General features: G+C 65.1%; 21 protein-coding genes. 9 read left to right on the top strand and 12 right to left on the bottom strand.

All coding sequences use genetic code 11. The annotated features are described in order from the left end of the window. Positions 1-142: 142 nt before the first annotated feature. Complete coding sequence (locus tag CSC73_RS01885) at positions 143-1,285, bottom strand: 5-(carboxyamino)imidazole ribonucleotide synthase (RefSeq protein WP_163838754.1); 1,143 nt, start codon at positions 1,283-1,285, stop codon at positions 143-145. Then, on the bottom strand, positions 1,285-1,815 hold the full coding sequence (gene purE / locus CSC73_RS01880; RefSeq protein ID WP_163838753.1) for a 5-(carboxyamino)imidazole ribonucleotide mutase: 531 nt from the start codon (positions 1,813-1,815) through the stop codon (positions 1,285-1,287). Before purE ends, CSC73_RS01885 begins: the two co-directional genes overlap by 1 nt. A gap of 114 nt (positions 1,816-1,929) precedes the next feature. On the opposite strand from purE, the gene CSC73_RS01875 reads away from it, so the two are divergent. From CSC73_RS01875 to CSC73_RS01865, 3 genes are read left to right on the top strand one after another with little or no spacing between them, the layout of a single operon-like run. Further along, the gene (locus CSC73_RS01875; protein ID WP_163838752.1) at positions 1,930-2,196 is read left to right on the top strand and encodes a Trm112 family protein; all 267 of its coding nucleotides are present in this window, start codon (positions 1,930-1,932) and stop codon (positions 2,194-2,196) included. Further along, entirely contained in the window at positions 2,196-3,050 is an 855-nt protein-coding gene (nadC, locus tag CSC73_RS01870) for a carboxylating nicotinate-nucleotide diphosphorylase (RefSeq protein ID WP_163838751.1), read from the top strand. The genes CSC73_RS01875 and nadC overlap by 1 nt, the downstream gene beginning before the upstream one ends. A gap of 6 nt (positions 3,051-3,056) precedes the next feature. Continuing rightward, entirely contained in the window at positions 3,057-3,386 is a 330-nt protein-coding gene (locus tag CSC73_RS01865; RefSeq protein ID WP_163838750.1) for a DUF3301 domain-containing protein, read from the top strand. 96 nt (positions 3,387-3,482) lie between these two features. Here the strand turns inward: CSC73_RS01865 and CSC73_RS01860 are convergent, their stop codons facing one another. From CSC73_RS01860 to CSC73_RS01835, 6 genes are all read right to left on the bottom strand, one after another. Next, on the bottom strand, positions 3,483-3,917 hold the full coding sequence (locus CSC73_RS01860; protein ID WP_163838749.1) for a ClpXP protease specificity-enhancing factor: 435 nt from the start codon (positions 3,915-3,917) through the stop codon (positions 3,483-3,485). Positions 3,918-4,053: 136 nt separating this feature from the next. Next, the gene (locus CSC73_RS01855; protein WP_163838748.1) at positions 4,054-4,689 is read right to left on the bottom strand and encodes a glutathione S-transferase N-terminal domain-containing protein; all 636 of its coding nucleotides are present in this window, start codon (positions 4,687-4,689) and stop codon (positions 4,054-4,056) included. 153 nt (positions 4,690-4,842) lie between these two features. Further along, the gene (locus CSC73_RS01850) at positions 4,843-5,541 is read right to left on the bottom strand and encodes a cytochrome c1 (protein WP_425502259.1); all 699 of its coding nucleotides are present in this window, start codon (positions 5,539-5,541) and stop codon (positions 4,843-4,845) included. Positions 5,542-5,578: 37 nt separating this feature from the next. Continuing rightward, positions 5,579-6,841 (bottom strand): cytochrome b, encoded by a 1,263-nt coding sequence (locus tag CSC73_RS01845; protein ID WP_163838746.1) that lies wholly within the window; start codon positions 6,839-6,841, stop codon positions 5,579-5,581. A 3-nt stretch (positions 6,842-6,844) separates the two neighbouring features. After that, on the bottom strand, positions 6,845-7,465 hold the full coding sequence (gene petA / locus CSC73_RS01840) for a ubiquinol-cytochrome c reductase iron-sulfur subunit (protein WP_093281795.1): 621 nt from the start codon (positions 7,463-7,465) through the stop codon (positions 6,845-6,847). Between the two features lie 164 nt (positions 7,466-7,629). Next, a complete protein-coding gene (locus CSC73_RS01835; RefSeq protein WP_163838745.1) occupies positions 7,630-8,589 on the bottom strand; it encodes a lytic transglycosylase domain-containing protein in 960 nt (319 codons plus the stop codon). Positions 8,590-8,926: 337 nt separating this feature from the next. Here CSC73_RS01835 and miaB point away from each other — a divergent pair, with 337 nt between their 5' ends. Further along, positions 8,927-10,351, top strand: a complete 1,425-nt coding sequence (gene miaB, locus CSC73_RS01830; RefSeq protein ID WP_163838744.1) for a tRNA (N6-isopentenyl adenosine(37)-C2)-methylthiotransferase MiaB — start codon at positions 8,927-8,929, stop codon at positions 10,349-10,351. A gap of 110 nt (positions 10,352-10,461) precedes the next feature. On the opposite strand, the gene CSC73_RS01825 is transcribed toward miaB, so the two are convergent. Both CSC73_RS01825 and CSC73_RS01820 read right to left on the bottom strand, forming a co-directional pair. Then, entirely contained in the window at positions 10,462-11,541 is a 1,080-nt protein-coding gene (locus CSC73_RS01825) for an ABC transporter permease (RefSeq protein ID WP_163838743.1), read from the bottom strand. Next, on the bottom strand, positions 11,538-12,461 hold the full coding sequence (locus CSC73_RS01820; RefSeq protein ID WP_163838798.1) for an ABC transporter ATP-binding protein: 924 nt from the start codon (positions 12,459-12,461) through the stop codon (positions 11,538-11,540). The genes CSC73_RS01825 and CSC73_RS01820 overlap by 4 nt, the downstream gene beginning before the upstream one ends. A gap of 54 nt (positions 12,462-12,515) precedes the next feature. Here CSC73_RS01820 and CSC73_RS01815 point away from each other — a divergent pair, with 54 nt between their 5' ends. Then, positions 12,516-12,686 (top strand): hypothetical protein, encoded by a 171-nt coding sequence (locus CSC73_RS01815; RefSeq protein ID WP_163838742.1) that lies wholly within the window; start codon positions 12,516-12,518, stop codon positions 12,684-12,686. 36 nt (positions 12,687-12,722) lie between these two features. Here the strand turns inward: CSC73_RS01815 and CSC73_RS01810 are convergent, their stop codons facing one another. Next, positions 12,723-13,691, bottom strand: coding sequence for an HlyD family secretion protein (locus CSC73_RS01810; protein WP_211840783.1), 969 nt, complete (start codon positions 13,689-13,691; stop codon positions 12,723-12,725). Continuing rightward, positions 13,681-14,400 (bottom strand): TetR/AcrR family transcriptional regulator, encoded by a 720-nt coding sequence (locus tag CSC73_RS01805; RefSeq protein WP_163838741.1) that lies wholly within the window; start codon positions 14,398-14,400, stop codon positions 13,681-13,683. The genes CSC73_RS01810 and CSC73_RS01805 overlap by 11 nt, the downstream gene beginning before the upstream one ends. Before the next feature lie 150 nt (positions 14,401-14,550). On the opposite strand from CSC73_RS01805, the gene CSC73_RS01800 reads away from it, so the two are divergent. The 4 genes from CSC73_RS01800 (at position 14,551) to CSC73_RS01785 (ending at position 17,061) form a co-directional block, all read left to right on the top strand. Further along, positions 14,551-14,838, top strand: a complete 288-nt coding sequence (locus CSC73_RS01800; RefSeq protein WP_163838740.1) for a hypothetical protein — start codon at positions 14,551-14,553, stop codon at positions 14,836-14,838. Between the two features lie 8 nt (positions 14,839-14,846). Next, on the top strand, positions 14,847-15,830 hold the full coding sequence (locus CSC73_RS01795) for a PhoH family protein (protein ID WP_163838739.1): 984 nt from the start codon (positions 14,847-14,849) through the stop codon (positions 15,828-15,830). Between the two features lie 162 nt (positions 15,831-15,992). Beyond that, a complete protein-coding gene (ybeY, locus tag CSC73_RS01790; protein WP_093281834.1) occupies positions 15,993-16,484 on the top strand; it encodes an rRNA maturation RNase YbeY in 492 nt (163 codons plus the stop codon). Between the two features lies 1 nt (position 16,485). Then, positions 16,486-17,061 carry a hypothetical protein gene (locus CSC73_RS01785; RefSeq protein ID WP_163838738.1) on the top strand — a complete coding sequence of 192 codons (576 nt, stop codon included), beginning with the start codon at positions 16,486-16,488 and terminating at the stop codon, positions 17,059-17,061. Positions 17,062-17,147 lie beyond the last annotated feature (86 nt).

The raw sequence follows: 17,147 nt of genomic DNA, 5'->3' as shown, positions 1-17,147 counted from the left end.
GAATCGGAAACGCTGCGATGCGTCGGGGACGTAGCCCCGGCCTACGAGAAGCCTGGATGTGGCGGATCTTTTAGGCCGAGAACATCCGGACTTCGCCGGACCCTCACCCCAACCCCTCTCCCGATGGGAGAGGGGCTTTATCCTAATCGGCAAGTCGGCCGATTGGCGAAGCGACCTGCGATTCCCGTCCAAGCGTTGCGCCGACGCGCTGCAACGCGTCAGCCAAAGCAACTGCGGAGTCTTCGCGCAAGGTCGCATGTCCGACCTTGCGTCCGGTGCGCGGTAGTTTTCCGTAGTCGTGCCAGTGGCCGGCAGGTTCGCCCAGCACGCTGTTGCGTTCGGGCAGCTCGCCGATCCAGTTGAGCATGCAGGCGTGGCCCAGCATCCGCGTGTCGCCCAGCGGCAAGCCGAGTACGGCGCGCAGATGGTTCTCGAACTGCGAGGTCTCGGCGCCTTCGATGGTCCAATGCCCGGAATTGTGGACGCGCGGCGCCATTTCGTTGGCCAACCACTGGCCGTCCTTGCAGAACAACTCGAGCGCGAACACGCCCACGTAGTCCAACGCTTCGGCGAGTTGGTTCGCATAGCCGTAGGCAAGCTGCGCCAGTCCGTCGTCGAGGGTGGCCGGCGCCACACTGGCGGACAACACCCCGTCCACGTGCCAGTTCTCGGTCAACGGCCACGTGCGGAACTCGCCGTCACGGCCGCGCACGGCGACTACCGACAATTCGCGCTGGAAGGGGATGAAGGCCTCGACGATCAATCCCACGGTTGTCGCCTGCGCGCCCAGCGCCTGCCACGCCGCTTCGATGTCGGCGGCCGACCTGATGCGGAACTGGCCTTTGCCGTCGTAGCCCAGGCGCCGCGTCTTCAGGATGCAGGGGCCGCCGATGCGTGCGACTTCCGTCTCCAATCCATCGCGCGTGGATACCGCGGCGTATTCGCCGACCGGAATGCCCAGGCTGCGGAACAGGTTCTTTTCCACCAGCCGGTCCTGGGCCACGGACAGCGCGCGCGGGCTGGGGAATACCGGCACCCGCGCCGCCAGCCATTCGGCGCTTTCGGCCGGCACGTTCTCGAAATCGAAGGTGGCCACGTCCACCTTGGAGGCGAATTCGGCCAGCGCCGCTTCATCGCGGTAGTCGCCCACCAGCAACGGCGCGAACTGGCCCGCGCAGGCATCGGCTTCGGTATCCATGACCAGGAAGCGCAAGCCCAGCGGAGCGCCGGAAAGCGCCAGCATGCGGGCCAGTTGCCCGCCTCCCAATATTCCGACGGTGGTCATTACGGCTGTCCGGAGCCGGCCGATACGGGCAGCCGCGGATCGTCGTTGGCCGACACTTCGTCGCTCTGCCTGCTGCGGAACGCATCCAGCGCGCTGGCGATGTCGGGGTATTGCGGCGCCAGCAATGCGGCCGCGAACAAAGCCGCGTTGGACGCGCCGGCATTGCCGATCGCGAAAGTGGCCACGGGAATGCCGGCCGGCATCTGCACGATCGACAGCAGCGAGTCCATCCCGTTGAGCGCCTTCGACTGCACCGGCACGCCCAGCACCGGGACCGCGGTCTTGGCCGCCAGCATGCCCGGCAGGTGCGCGGCGCCGCCGGCGCCGGCGACGATCGCGCGCAGGCCGCGCGACGCCGCTGTTTCGGCATACGAAAACAGTACGTCGGGGGTGCGGTGCGCGGAAACCACCTTCACTTCGTAAGGCACGCCCAGCGCATCGAGTTTCTGCGCGGCATGCTGCATGGTTTCCCAGTCGGAACGGGAGCCCATCACGATGCCGACCAACGGGCTGGGAACTGTGGCGGTCATGCCGTCCTCTCGGAAGTGGAGTCTCGGAAGCGGGGTCTCAGAAGTGAACGGGCGCTCACTGCCTGCGGTCGCAAAGGCTTATTCTAGGGCATCTTCCCGCTCGACTACGGACGAATGGACCGCAAATTGCTCGATATCCTGTGCTGCCCCACCACGCGCCAGTCGCTGGCCCTGCTCGACTCGCAAGGCCTGGATGCGTTGAACCGCGCCATCGGCGCGGGCGGCGTCAAGCGCGCCGACGACACCGTGCAGGCCGAACCGCTGCGCGAAGCCCTGCTGACCCGCGACCGCAAGACGGTCTACCGCGTCGACGACGGCATCCCGGTACTGCTGGCCGAAGAAGCCATCGCCACCTCGCAGATCGAAGGCTTTCCTGCCTGATGCCGCGCGATTTCTCCCCGCCGCCCGCGGAAGTCATTGCCCAGGACGTGGCGCACGCGCTGGCCGAGGACCTGGGCAGCGGAGACGTGACCGCCGCGTTGTTGCCGGATGTGGCCGACATCGCCTACCTGCTGTGCAAGGAAGACGCTGTGGTCGCCGGACGGCCCTGGTTCGACGCCTGTCATCGCGCGCTGGACCCGGCCGTGGGAATCGATTGGCGCGTGCAGGAAGGCGACCGCGTGCAAGCCGGCACCGTCCTGGCCACGTTGTCGGGCCGCGCACGCGCCTTGGTCAGCGGCGAACGGGCGAGTCTGAACTTCATGCAGACCCTTTCAGGTACGGCCACTACGACGGCGGCTTACGTGGAGGCGGTGCGCGGCACCCGCGCGAAGATCCTGGATACCCGCAAGACCATTCCCGGTCTTCGTTTGGCCCAGAAATACGCAGTGCGTTGCGGCGGCGGCAGCAACCACCGCATCGGTCTGTTCGATACGGTGATGCTGAAGGAAAACCACATCCGCGCGGCGGGCTCGCTGACTGCGGCGGTGCGCGCGGCGCGTGCGGCGCAACCCGAACTGCCTCTGGTGGTGGAAGTCGAAACCCTGGCGCAATTGCAGGAGGCGCTGCAAGCGGGTTGCGACCGCATCCTCATCGACGACTTCGATGCCGCCACGCGCCGCGAAGCGGTGCGCATCGCCGATGGCAGGATTCCGCTGGAGGTCTCCGGCGGCGTCAGCCTGGAAACGGTACGAAGCATCGCCGAGGACGGCGTGGATTGCATCTCCGTCGGCGGCCTGACCAAGCATGTGCACGCCATCGACCTGTCGTTGAAGCTCGGCCCTGCGCCGCGCTGATCGTCCATGCCTTCGCTCATTCTGCTGATGATCGCCGGCGCCGCCGTTTTCGCGTACTGGAACGCAGCGCGCGCCGCCGCCGAGCATGCCAAACAGCTGGGCCGCGACGCCTGCGTGGCCGCGCAGGTCATGTGGCTGGACGAGTCCGTGCACGCCGCGGGTATCAGAGTGCGCCGCAATGAGGACGGGCGCCTGGGTTTCGAACGCAGCTTCCGCTTCGAATACTCCTACGACGGCGTCGACCGCCATGTGGGGAGAATGGTGTTGCGCGGCGAAAAGTTGGTGTCGTTCATCGGGCCTGCGAGGCCCTCGGTCTCGCCGATCAATCTGCACTGACCACGCCCTGTAGGAGCGGGCCCTGCCCGCGACGCTTTTCATGGTTTCCGCGTAAGGGCATCGCGGGCAGGGCCCGCTCCTACACAGGGAATTCGGTTACTTCACTACGCGCAGATGGGGGCGCTTCCCAGCGGGCGCGTCTTCGGCGGGAGTCGTCGGCGAAGGTGGCTCATCGTCGCCCTCCGGTCCTGTCGCCCCTGCGATATCGTCCGGCAGCGCCATGCCCTGCCCGGTTTCGCGCGCGTAGATCGCCAGCACCGCCGAAATGGGCACCAGCACCGGATAGCTGACGCCGCCGAAGCGCGCGCTGAAACTCACCGAATGGTTGTCTATCTGCAACCGCACCACCGCGCGTTCGGCGATGTTCAACACCACCTTGCCTTCCTTGACCGCGCTGGGAGGGACCTGCACACCCGGCTGGGTCGCGTCGACCAGCAGATGCGGGGTCATGTCGTTGTCCGCGATCCACTGCGACAGCGCCCGCAGCAGGTACGGACGATGGCTGGTCATGCGCGGCGTTTCGTCGGTCATGGAGCTGGGATTCGGGATTTGAGATTCGCAAAAACCACGTTTGCCTGCCTGGAATTTTCGCGCAAGGTAATGATAGGTGACGTTCCAATGCGCGCTGTACTTCTAATCACCAATCCCGAATCACGAATCCCGGCCTTTATGCCGGAATCTCGCGCAGGCGCTTTTCCTGTTCGGTCAGGCTGCGCAGGAACCCCGGATTACGGAAGATACGGTTGCCGTAATCCTCGATGGATTTGCCGTCCTTGGGCAGCGGAATATCCAGCGACGGCAGGCGCCAGATGATCGGCGCCATGGCACAGTCGGCCAGGCTCATTTCCGGATTGAGGAAGAACTTGCTGGCCTTGAACAGCGGCACCGAGGCAGTGAGCAGTTCCTTCAGGCGCTTGCGGCCGGCTTCGGCCTGGGCCTTGTTGCCCAGTTGGATGGCCTGCACCTGCGGCACCCAGTCGTGCTCGATACGCAGCATGGCCAGGCGCAGGCGCGCGCGGGAAAGCGGGTCGACCGGCATCAGCGGCGGGTGCGGATAGCGCTCGTCCAGGTATTCGCTGACCACCGAGGCGGCGTACAGCACCAGATCGCGCTCCACCAGGGTGGGCACGGAATGGTAGGGGTTGAGGTCTATCAGGTCTTCGGGCGGGTTCTGCGCATCCACCGGTACCAGGTCGTAGGTCACGCCCTTGGCGGCGAGCACCAGCCGTACGCGGTGGCACAGCACGTCATCGGTGGAAGAAAACAACGTCAAGGTATTTCGCATACGCGGACTCGCAGCCATCAGGCTCTCCGACGACCGGAACCGCCGATCGCATCGACGCCGCCAGCCCTCTGCTGACGGTCGCCACGGCCCCGAGTACGTAATCTCTCCGCCAGGCCTGCTCTCCGGCCTGCCTCGTGACCCGCGCAAGCGCGGGCCGGCGGAAAGCTACGCTTAGTGCACGTCTTTCCAGTATTCCTGCTTGAGCAGGAAGGCCAGGAAGGTGAGCGCCACCAGGAACAGGACCACCCACACGCCCATGCTCTGGCGCTTGAGGGCGGCAGGTTCGCCGGCGTACTCGAGGAAGTTGGTGATGTCTCGCGCGGTCTGGTCGAACTGGGCCGGGGTCTGCGTACCCGGCTGCGTCACCTTCAAAGCCTCGACATGGCGCTCGCCGGCAGCGTCCGGCTTGCTCAATTCGGCATGCTGCAGACCTTGCATCTGCCACAGCGGATTGGGCATGGACGCGTTCGGGAACAGCTTGTTGTTCCAGCCCAGCGGACGGCTTTCGTCCAGGTAGAACGACTTCAGATAGGTATAGATCCAGTCGCTGCCGCGCACGCGCGCGATCAGGCTCAGATCGGGCGGCATCTTGCCGAACCACTTGGTGGCCGGGTCGTGCGGCATCGACACCTTGATCTGCTCGCCGAACTTGGCGCCGGTGAAGTTGAGGTTGGTCATCACCTCTTCTTCGCTCAGGCCCAGGTCCTCGGCCATGCGCGAATAGCGCAGGTACTTGAGCGAGTGGCAGCCGGAGCAGTAGTTCATGTACAGCTGCGCGCCGCGTTGCAGCGAGGCGCGGTCGCTGAGGTCGTTGCCGGCCTGCAGGGTGTCGCCGCCTTCGGAAGCGAACGCCGAAAGCGACAGCAGCATGCCGCCAGTGAAAACCGCCAGGCGCGAAAGGAAATTCTTAGTCATGCGTCGTCACCCGTTCCGGCACCGGCTTGGTCTTGTCTAGCTTGGTCCATAGCGGCATGGTGATGAAGAAAGCGAAGTAGAGGAAGGTCAGCACGCGGCCGATGATGGTTTCGACCGGATCGGTACCCGGACCGGCGCCGATCTTGCCCAGCCAGACGAAGCTGATGGCCAGCACGCCCAGCGCGACCTTGGAGATCCAGCCGCGGTAGCGCACCGACTTCACCTTGGCCTTGTCCAGCCACGGCACCAGGAACAGGATGGCGATCGCCGAGAACATCACCAGGACGCCGCTCAACTTGTGGGGAATGACCCGCAACATCGCGTAGTACGGGGTGTAGTACCAGACCGGCTTGATGTGCGCCGGCGTCACCAGGCGGTTGGCCTCGGTGAAGTTGTCGTGCTCCAGGAACCAGCCGCCGAACGCCGGTGCGAAGAAGATGATGAACGCGGCGATGATCAGCAGGAAGCCCACGCCCACCAGGTCCTTGACCGTGTAGTACGGGTGGAACGGAATGCCGTCGGCCGGCTTGGTCGCATCCCAGCGGTTGCCCTTGGGACCGTACTTGATGTCCACGCCGTCGGGGTTGTTGGAACCCACCTCATGCAGCGCGCCCAGGTGCAGCACCACCAGCAGCAGCAGCACCAGCGGCATGGCGATCACGTGCAACGCGAAGAAGCGGTTGAGAGTGGCGTCGCCGGGCAGGTAATCGCCCATGATCCATTCGGTCAGGCCGTTGCCGATCACCGGAATGGCGCCGAACAGCGAGATGATGACCTTCGCGCCCCAGAACGACATCTGGCCCCACGGCAGCACGTAGCCCATGAAGGCTTCGGCCATCAGCACCAGATAGATCAGCATGCCCAGGATCCACACCAGCTCGCGCGGCTTCTGGTAGCTGCCGTACATCAGGCCGCGGAACATGTGCAGGTAGACCACGATGAAGAACAGCGAGGCGCCGGTGCTGTGCATGTAGCGGATCAGCCAGCCCCACTCGACGTCGCGCATGATGTACTCGACCGACGAGAACGCCTCGGCCGCGGACGGCTTGAAGTGCATCGTCAGGAAGATGCCGGTGACGATCTGGTTGACCAGCACCAGCAGGGCCAGCGAGCCCATGTAGTACCAGAAGTTGAAGTTCTTCGGCGCGTAGTACTCGGTCATGTGCTTGCGGTACACGGGCATGAAGCCCGGCGCGCGCGCGGTGAACCAGTCCCAGACGCCGTCGGCGGTGCGGAGGAGGATGTTCTTCGACATGGCTTACGCAGTCCCCTTCGGATCCAGGCCGACCACGATGGTGTTGTCGTCCTGATAGTAGTGCGGCGGCACCAGCAGGTTGATCGGTGCGGGAACGCCCTGGAAGACGCGTCCGGACATGTCGAAACGCGACTTGTGGCAGGGGCAGAAATAGCCGCCCTTCCAGTCGGGGTCGTAGGGCTCGGGTTTGATCTCGGCGGCCATTTCCGGCGAGCAGCCCAGGTGCGTGCACAGGCCGACCAGCACGGAAATCTCCGGCTTGACCGAACGGAACTCCGGATTGCCCTTCAGCACGTACTCGGGCTGCTGGTCCTTGTTGGCCGACTCGGGATCGCGCAGGCGGCTGTCGAGGGTCGGCAGCGCGTCCAGGATCGCCTTGGAGCGCTTGACGATCCAGATCGGCTGGCCGCGCCATTCCAGGACCAGGCGCTGCCCTTCCTGCAAGCCGGTCAGGTCGGCGGTCACCGGGGCGCCGGCCAGCTTGGCCTGCGCGCTCGGGTTCCACGACTTGATGAACGGTACTGCTACAAACCCGGCCCCCACCGCACCCACCACAGCCGTGGTCGCGGTCAGGAACCGGCGTCGGCCCGTATTTACAGGCTCATTGACCCCATCATTGGCCATCCGGCACTCCGAAACTTTCAAATAGGTAGCGTAAGGCTGCCAAAGCCGACGCCATAACCCCGGCGCGGCCGCAAAAGACAGGAAATTGTAACGGAAGCCTTAATAGGCCGACAACGTTGGCCGGTAAATCAATGACTTGAAAGCGCCGCAGGAGCTGCGGCGGTTCAACGTGCGCCGACGGCGCCGCGATAACGGTCGGCCAGCACGCCCACGCGCGCCACGTAGCGCTGGGTTTCCTGGTACGGCGGCACGCCGCCATGGCGGTCGACGGCGCCTTCGCCGGCGTTGTAGCCGGCGGCGGCCAGGGTCAGGTTGCCGTTGAAGCGTTTCAGCAGCCAGGCCAGATACTGCACGCCGCCGCGTATGTTCTGGCCGGCGTCGTAGGCATTGGTGACGCCGAAGCGGCGCGCGGTGGCGGGCATCAGCTGCATCAGGCCCTGCGCGCCCGCATGCGACAACGCCATGGGATTGAACGAGGATTCGGCATGGATGATGGCGCGCACGATGGCTTCGTCCACGCCGTAGTCGCGGGCGGCGGCCTTGATCTCGGCGTCGTAGGCGGCGGTGTTCAGGCGCAGGGTGCCGAAATTGACCCCGGGATTTGCCGCGCAGGCGAAACAGGTTTCGATGAAGCTGTATTTGATGGTGCGCACGCTGGCTACCGCGCCGACGCCCTTGGGCCTTGCGCTGGTGTAGTGGCGCACGCCGTCCTTGATGTAGGAATAGACCTGCCCGCTCACCACGCGCCGGGTGTTGCCGGAAGCGGGAGCCGAAGCAGCGGGTTTGGAAACCGCGGGCATGGCGGCCGGAACAATGGCGCCGGCGACGGCCGATTCGGGCTGGGCGATCAAGGCGCCGGAGCTTGCCGCGCCCAACGCGGTGGCCGGCGTGGCCGGCACCGACACGCTGCTGGCCGGCCGCGACACCGACGCGCTGCTGGCACGGTCCGGCGTGTAGCGGCTGATCACTTCGCAGCTCGCGCCGCCGACCCGCTTGCTGACGTAGTTGGGTATGCCATCGGCGCCGGTGCACTTGTACAGGGTGCCCGCGCTGGCCGGCAACGCGGTCGACGCCAACAGGGCCGCCAGCAACGGCAGCGCGAATCTGTGAGAAGCCCCCTTCATGCCCGGGAGTGTCCCAACTTCATCACCGGTTGCCAAGTCCTTGTCCGACAAAAGGATTTCTCCATGAAGCGGAGGGTGACCCACTTCTCACTGCTGGGCCAGGATTGGCGGCAGTGGTTTCCCAATAGAACGCCGAACCCTGGCAGTTCCGGCCGCCCAACCTCACCAAACCGTGGGAGCGGCGTCCCGCCGCGAGCTTTTCCTCCAGGCCAAGCCGGTCCGCGACTTGCAGCTAAAAGCTCGCGGCGGGACGCCGCTCCCACGGGTTAGTCGGCTCTGCAGGCACCGCTCCGTTAAACTGTGCGCCTCTTTCGCCAACCCGCCTGGATTACCCACCATGCCCGGGATCGCCAATCCTCCTGCGTCTGCTGCGGACGGCACCGCCCTGCCCCTTTCCCCATCGCCCCCTGGCCAGCCCACTGCCGTCCTGCCGGCGCGCGGAAAACTGTTCATCAAGACCCACGGTTGCCAGATGAACGAGTACGACTCGTCGAAGATGGCCGACGTGCTGGCCGACTCCGATGGCCTGGAGCTCACCGACAACCCGGAAGAAGCCGACGTCATCCTGATCAACACCTGCTCGATCCGCGAGAAGGCGCAGGAAAAGGTGTTCAGCCAGCTGGGCCGCTGGAAGTCGCTGAAGAAGGACGGCAAACCGGTGCTGATCGGCGTGGGCGGCTGCGTGGCTTCGCAGGAAGGCGCGGCCATCGTCAAGCGCGCGCCCTACGTGGACCTGGTGTTCGGACCGCAGACCCTGCACCGGCTGCCGGAACTGATCCGCGAGCGCCGCTCAAGCGGCAAGCCGCAGGTGGACATCAGCTTCCCCGAGATAGAAAAGTTCGACCGCCTGCCCGAACCGCGCGCCGAAGGCCCCAGCGCGTTCGTCTCCATCATGGAAGGCTGCAGCAAGTACTGCAGCTTCTGCGTGGTGCCGTACACGCGCGGCGAGGAAGTGAGCCGGCCGTTCGAGGATGTGCTGGTGGAAATCGCGCAACTGGCTTCACAGGGCGTGCGGGAAATCAATCTGCTGGGCCAGAACGTCAACGCCTATCGCGGGCCTTATGGCGAGGGAGAAGTGGCCGACCTGGGCCTGCTGATCCGTACCATGGCCGAGATCGAGGGCGTGGACCGCATCCGCTTCACCACTTCGCATCCGCTCGAGTTCTCCGATTCGCTGATCGAGGCCTATCGCGACGTGCCGCAGCTCGCCAATTACCTGCACCTGCCCGTACAGGCCGGCAGCGACCGCATCCTGGCGGCGATGAAGCGCGGCTACACCACGCTTGAGTTCAAGCAGAAGATCCGCAAGCTGCGCGCGGTGCGGCCGGATATTTCCATCTCTTCGGATTTCATCGTCGGCTTTCCCGGCGAGACCGAAGCCGACTTCGAGAAGACCATGAAGCTGATCGAGGACGTGGGCTTCGACCAGTCGTACTCCTTCATTTACTCGCGCCGTCCGGGCACGCCCGCCGCCGATCTGGAAGACGACACGCCCGAAGCGGTGAAGCACGAGCGTCTGGCGCGGTTGCAAGCCGCCATCAATGCGAATTCGACGCGGATTTCGCAAGCCATGCTCGGAAGCGTGCAACGGGTGCTGGTGGAACGGCACAGCACCCGAGATGCATCCGAACTCACCGGGCGCACCGAGAACATGCGCTACGTGAACTTCCCCGGCAACGCGCGGCTGATCGGGCAGTTCGTGGACGTGGAGATCACCGAAGTGATGGCCAACTCGCTGCGCGGACAGCTCAAAGTCGCCTGACGTAGAAGCCGCGCAGGAGCGGCGTAGGAGCGACGTAAGTCGCGAAGGGATGCCTGGAGAGCCATGTTTCGCGACTTACGTCGCTCCTACGCGAGATTGTTTCGCGAGCATCAATCCAACCGCTTGCGGAAGCGCAGGATCGCCAGCGACATCACCACCACGGTGAAAGCCAGCAACGCCAGCACATCGGGCCAAAGCTCGAACAGATTGGCGCCGCGCAAAATCACGCCGCGGATCAGGCGCACGAAATGGGTCAGCGGCAGCACTTCGGCGATCCATTGCGCAGCCTTGGGCATGCCGTCGAACGGGAACATGAAGCCCGACAGCAGGATCGACGGCAGGAACAGGAAGAACGCCATCTGCATGGCCTGGAACTGGGTCTTGGCAGCGGTGGACACCAGCAGGCCCAGGGTCAGGTTGGCCACTATCAGCAGCATCGCCGCACCGTAGACGCCCCAGAGACTGCCATTGATCGGCACCTTGAACAGCCACACGCCCAGCAACAGCACCACCGTGGTCTGCACCAGGCCCACGCCGATGTAGGGAAGCACCTTGCCCACCATCAGTTCGCCGCTGGACACAGGCGTGGTGATCAGCAACTCGAGATTGCCGCGCTCGCGTTCGCGCACGATGGCCATGGCGGTGAACATCACCAGGGTCATGGTCAGGATCACGCCGATCAATCCCGGCACCACGTTGACCGCCGAACGGCGTTCCGGGTTGTACAGCGGCAACACGCTGATCTGTCCCTGCGGCACGCTGCGGCCGTCCAATGGCATCTGCGCCAGCTGGCGCGCGGTCGCCTGCACCGAGGTGTCGCTGCCGTCGACGATGACCTGCATGGCCTCGCGCCCGTCGATACGGCGGCGTTCGTAATCCGGTGGAATCAGGATGCCGATCTTGATCTTGCCGCTGCGCAACAGCGTCTGCAGCTCCTGCGGCGTGCGTGCGCCGGCCACGGGCCGGATCACGCCGGTGGCGAACAGATCCTGCACCAGCGCGCGCGAGCCGCCGCTGTCGGCCATGTCGGCCACCGCCGCCGGCAAGTTGCGCACGTCCAGGTTGATGGCGTAACCGAACAGCAGCAGCTGCAAGGTGGGGATGCCCAGCATCATGGCCACGGTCATGCGGTCGCGCGCCATCTGCCGCATTTCCTTCACCATCACCGCGAAGATCTGCCGCGCCTTCATGCCGCACGCTCCACGGCCTGGGGATGGGTGGCCGAAACGAATACGTCTTCCAGGTTGGGTTCGATCGGCGCGACTTCGGCCTCGATGCCGCGCTGGCGCAGGAAGTCCTGCAATCCCGACTGCGCATCGGTCCCTGCCGCGGTCAGCACGCGCAGTTCGTTGCCCACCTGGGCCACGCTGATCACACCCGTAGCGCCATGCAGCGCCGCCTGCGCCTTGCGCGGCTCGCTGGCGCGCACGCCGACTGTCTGTCCGGCCAACGCACGGGTCAATTCGCCGGGGGTGCCGTCGGCGACCAGACGGCCGGTGTCGAGGATGGCGATGCGGTGGCAGCGCTCGGCTTCGTCCATGTAGTGCGTGGACACCAGGATGGTGGTCCCCAGGTCGGCCAGGTCGAAAAGTTTTTCCCAGAAGTCGCGGCGCGATTCCGGATCGACCGCGCTGGTGGGCTCATCCAGGAACAGCAGCTCAGGCTTGTGCACCGTGGCGCCGGCCAGCGCCAAACGCTGCTTCTGCCCGCCGCTCATGGTGCCGGCCAGTTGCTTGGCGCGATCGGCCAGGTTGTAGGCGGCCAGCAGTTCCTCGATGCGCGTGCGCCTTGTCTCGCGCGACAGCCCTTGCACGGTGGCCAGGAACTCCAGGTTCTCGCGTACGGTGAGATCCTCGTACAACGAGAACTTCTGGGTCATGTAGCCGATGCGCTTGCGCAGTTCCTCGGCTTGCTCCGGGATCTTCAAACCCAATACTTCGATTTCTCCCGCACTTGGGATGAGCAAGCCGCAAAGCATGCGGATAGTCGTCGATTTGCCCGAACCGTTGGGACCCAGGAAACCGTAGACGCTGGCCCGCGGCACGGTCAGGTCGACGCCGTCGACGGCCTGCAGGTGGCCGAAGCGTTTGCTGAGGCCGCGGGCGCGGATGGCGGGGGCGGAGTCCTGCGGAGTCACAGCAAAACCTCAGCATCAACCGTCGTCATGACCAGCCATTCGGCTGTTGGAAACCCAGCGAAAGCTGGAATCCATTTTGACTTTGCCGTTGCCCTTGTACTTGCCTTGCGTACCCTCGAACCGAAGCCAGAGCCAAAACAAGAGCAAGATGGATTCCAGCTTTCGCTCGGTTTCCAACAGCCGAATGGCTGGTCATGACGACTCGCAAGTGCGGGCGCGGCTTCGAGTGCGCGATTATTTTCCATCTGCGCTCCCCTCGAACTCCACCCGCACCGGCACACCCGCCGGCAGGTCGGCGCCGGACTTGTCCAGCGCAATCTCCGCCAGGTAACTCAAGCGTTGCGCATCGCGACCCGACAACGCGTAGTACGGCGTGAAGCTGGGCTCGCTCCGGATCATGCGCACGCGGCCGGCAATGGCGCTGTCGCGGCCATCGACGAACACGCGTGCCGACTGGCCTACTTTGACCTGGGTGCGGATCGGCTCGGGCACGTACACGCGCGCATAGGGCGCATCGCCCACCAGCAGGATCGCCAGCGGCGAGCCCACCGGCGCCTGGTCGCCCAATTTGTAAGGAAGACTGTCCACGCGTCCTGCACGCGGGGCGACCACGTTCAACTTGTCCAGCGACACGCTCTGCGTTGCGGCCTGCGCCTCGGCCGCGGCCAATGCGGCACGGCCCTGCGCGACCTGTTCGCTGCGCGTACCGCGCTCCAGTTCCAGCAAGGCGGCTTGCGCCGCACGTACCTGCGCTTCGGCATTGCCGGCGGCAGCGCGGGCGCGGTCGACGTCGGAAGCGGCCACCAGTTTCTGCCTGCCAAGAGGCTGCAAGCGGTTGTAGTAGGCGCGCGCATCGACTGCCTGGGATTGCGCGGCGGCGAGATTGGCCCGGGCCTGGGTGATGTCTTCGCTGCGCGGTCCGGCTTCCAGTTCCGACAGCGCTTCCCTGCTCTGCTGCGCCTGGGCCTGCACTGCGGCCAGTTGCGACTGGGTGCGGGTGAGTTCTAGTTGCATCAGCGCCGCACCAGCGGCGACCTGCTGGCCTTCGCGCACGTCGATGCGCACTATTTTCTCGGCAACCGGCGCCGGCAGGGACACGCGGTCCCATTCCAGCGTGCCCAGCGCCTGCGGCGGCGCGTCGCTGCAGGAAGACAGCGCCAACGCCCCAGCGAGGATCAGAAGGAAAGGTTTTCTATTTGGCATGGTCCAGCTCCAGTCCACGGTCCAGCAACGCAAGCGTATGCAGGCGCACGATGTCGAAATTGAGGTCTTCGGCGTTGAACAAGCGCCGCCAGATCGGCGCACCGGCAGCCGGGAACAAAGTCAGGCCCACCAGCGACACCATCAGCAGGCGTGGATCCAGGTCGGGATTGATGCGTCCCTTGGACTGCGCTTCGGCGAAACGTGCGGCCATCATCTGCGGGAGCTGCGGGCCGATGCGGTCGAACAAAAGATCGCGCAGCGCTCCGCCCTCGCACAGCACCTCGCGTACCCACAGCGGCGGCAGCCAAGGGTGTTCGGCCACGATCCGGCCGATGCCGCTGACGAAACCCGCGATCAATGCGGCTATGTCGTCGCCGGCTTGCAGCAGGGGCTCGCGCAGGCCGATGAAGATGGGAATGATTTTCTGCGCGATCACTTCTGCCTGCAGCTGGTCCTTGTCGCCGAAGTAGTAGTGCAACAGGGCCGGGGTTACCCCCGCTTCGGTCGCGATATCGCGCAGCGAAGTAGCGGCGATGCCCTTGCGTACGAAACAGGCCAACGCCGCGCCCATCAATCGATCGCGCAGATCGGGCGAATCGGCCGCCGGGCGCCCCGGGGCACGCTTCTTGGTTGCCGGCTTGCCGGCCGATTTGGAGGCCCGCTTGACGGGCCGCGGCTTGGTGCTGGGAGAGGGCTTTATCTTGTCCATGGATTTAATTTAATTGATCAATTAATTAACTGCAACGCCGAACCGACGAACGGTCGCCGTCTGGCCGTCGCCACACGGCCGCGATAACCTGCAACGCCCAGCCGCGGCCGACTTGCCATCCCCCAGAACGCCCCCAACTTGTGGGTCTTCGTGCTCGAAGCCGTTCCGTTGCCGGATGCGCCGGAATTCCAGGAATTCGGCGGCGCTTTCGTGCTCTGCTACCAGATGCCGGGACTGGCGGAAGACCCGGTCCGCCACGCCAGCGAGTTCCTGCGCGGGGCCGGCTGGCAGGTGACCGGCGTGCAGGAAGATCCCCGGCGGATCGAGCGCGAGGAAGCACCGGAAACCGAACATTTCGATCAGGCCCTCATCGATGACGAGGCCTACGTATTCCACCAATGGCGCGTAGAAGACGCCGACGACCAGACCAGGCACTGACCCCATCCATGACAGCTTCCGAAAAACGCGAATTCGTCCTCGAGCCCGGCAATGCCGAACGACTGGCCAACCTGGCCGGTCCGTTCGACGCCCACTTGCGCCAGATCGAGTTGCGGCTGGGGGTGGAGATCGCCAACCGCGGCAATATCTTCAAGGTCACCGGGCCGGCGGCGGAAGTGAAGGCGACCGAAAAGCTGCTGCGCGCGCTTTACGTGGAAGCGGCGGAGGAAACCTTCGACAGCGAGTCCATCCACCTGCGCCTCAACCAAGCCAATGTCGACCACGTGGCGGCGGGCGGATACGAACCGCAGGAAGTGGCGATCAAGGTCAAGCGCGGCACGGTGCGCGGCCGCGGCCCCAACCAGGCCGGCTACCTGCACGCCATCGCCACCCACGACATCAATTTCGGCATCGGTCCGGCCGGCACCGGCAAGACCTTCCTGGCCGTGGCCAGCGCCGTGGAAGCGCTCAACGAATCGCGTGTGCAACGGCTGATCCTGGTGCGGCCGGCGGTCGAGGCTGGCGAGAAGCTCGGCTTCCTGCCCGGCGATCTGTCGCAGAAGGTCGACCCCTACCTGCGGCCGCTGTACGACGCGCTGTACGAAATGCTGGGGGTGGAGAAGGTGATCAAGCTGCTGGAGAAGAACGTCATCGAGATCGCGCCGCTGGCCTACATGCGCGGACGCACGCTCAACGACGCCTTCGTGATCCTGGACGAAGCGCAGAACACGACCATCGAGCAGATGAAGATGTTCCTGACCCGCATCGGCTACGGCAGCACCGCCGTGGTCACCGGCGACCTGACCCAGATCGACCTGCCCAAGCACATGAAATCCGGGCTGAAGGACGGCCTGGAAGTGCTGCGCGGCGTGGACGGCATCAGTTTCACTTTCTTTACCGCGCGCGACGTGGTGCGGCATCCACTGGTCGCCAAGATCGTGCGGGCTTACGATGAGCGCGACGGCAAGGATGCGGCGACGGGAGCGGCGTGATTCTCCTGTGGCATCCCCAGGCGATACCATCCCAGCGAACGCCGGGATCCATTTTGACTTCCCCCAGGCCGGACGATCAGCGATGCAAAGATCAAAATCAAAATGGGTTCCAGCGTTCGCTGGGTTTTCAACAGCCGAATGGCTGGTCATGACGGCAAGGAAATGACCCAGGGCCCCGTCATCCTCGAAGTCTCCGTCAGCTACGCCCTGCCCCGCGCCGGGCTGCCGTCGTCGGTCAGTTTCCGCCGCTGGGTCGCCGCGGCGCTGCACGGCCGCATCCGCGAAGCCGACCTGGCCGTGCGCATCGTCGACACCAAGGAAGGCCGCGCGCTCAACCGCCATTACCGCGGCAAGGACTACGCCACCAACGTGCTCAGTTTCCCGGCCGAGATCGCCGAAGGCGTGAAGATGCCCAAGGGCGTGAAGATGCCTCTGCTGGGCGATCTGGTGATCTGCGCCCCGGTGGTGGCGCGCGAAGCGAAAGAGCAGAAAAAGCCGCTGGCCGCGCACTACGCGCACCTGACCGTGCACGGCGCGCTGCATCTGCTGGGCTGGAATCACGAAGACGACCGCGAGGCCGAAGCGATGGAACAGCTGGAACGCCAGATCCTGGCCGAACTCGGCATCGACGACCCTTACGCATTCGAGGATTAGCATGCGCTGTTTGTTTCTCCTGGCGCTGATGCTGCCGCTACCGCTGCTGGCCCAGGCCGCAGGCAACGAAGAAAAACTGGACGCCTCCCGCATGGATCTCGCCGCACTGATCGAATGCAGGCGGACCCTGGCCGACTTCCACTATCTGGCGCCAGCGCTGGCCGACCCGCTGCAAGCCGTGGCGCTGGGTTGGCGGCCTCTGCCGCAGGCCAACCTGTTCATGACCGAATTCGTGTTGAACAAGCCGGTCAGCGTGTTCGGCCACAGCACCGACCACATCGCCTTCACCGGCGACAGCATCATCGCCATCCTCGACCTGCCCGATCCGCGCCCGCTGGCCAAGCAGCTGGAATTGGAAACCGCCATCGATACGCCCGCCAAGGCCATGTTCGGCAAGGAAGTGAGCAGCATCGAAGACCGCGACCAGGCCACCGGCACGGTCTACATAAAATCGGCGGTTCTCAACGTCTCCAACGTCGCCTCGCACCCGGGCAAGACCCTGGTGGGCTGCAGCTACAGCCTCGATCGGGCGGAGGATCCGGAGCCCCTACCTGCAGCGGACACCATAGTCCCCTGACAATACCGCGAAGCCCGTGGGAGCGCCGTCCCGGCGCGAGCTTTTCGCCGTGGATTCAAAAGCAAAGCTCGCGCCGGGACGGCGCT

Origin of the sequence: Pseudoxanthomonas sacheonensis, assembly GCF_010093305.1 — a bacterium.
Classification (GTDB): domain Bacteria; phylum Pseudomonadota; class Gammaproteobacteria; order Xanthomonadales; family Xanthomonadaceae; genus Pseudoxanthomonas_A; species Pseudoxanthomonas_A sacheonensis.
This window is presented reverse-complemented; position numbering and strand designations above follow the sequence as displayed.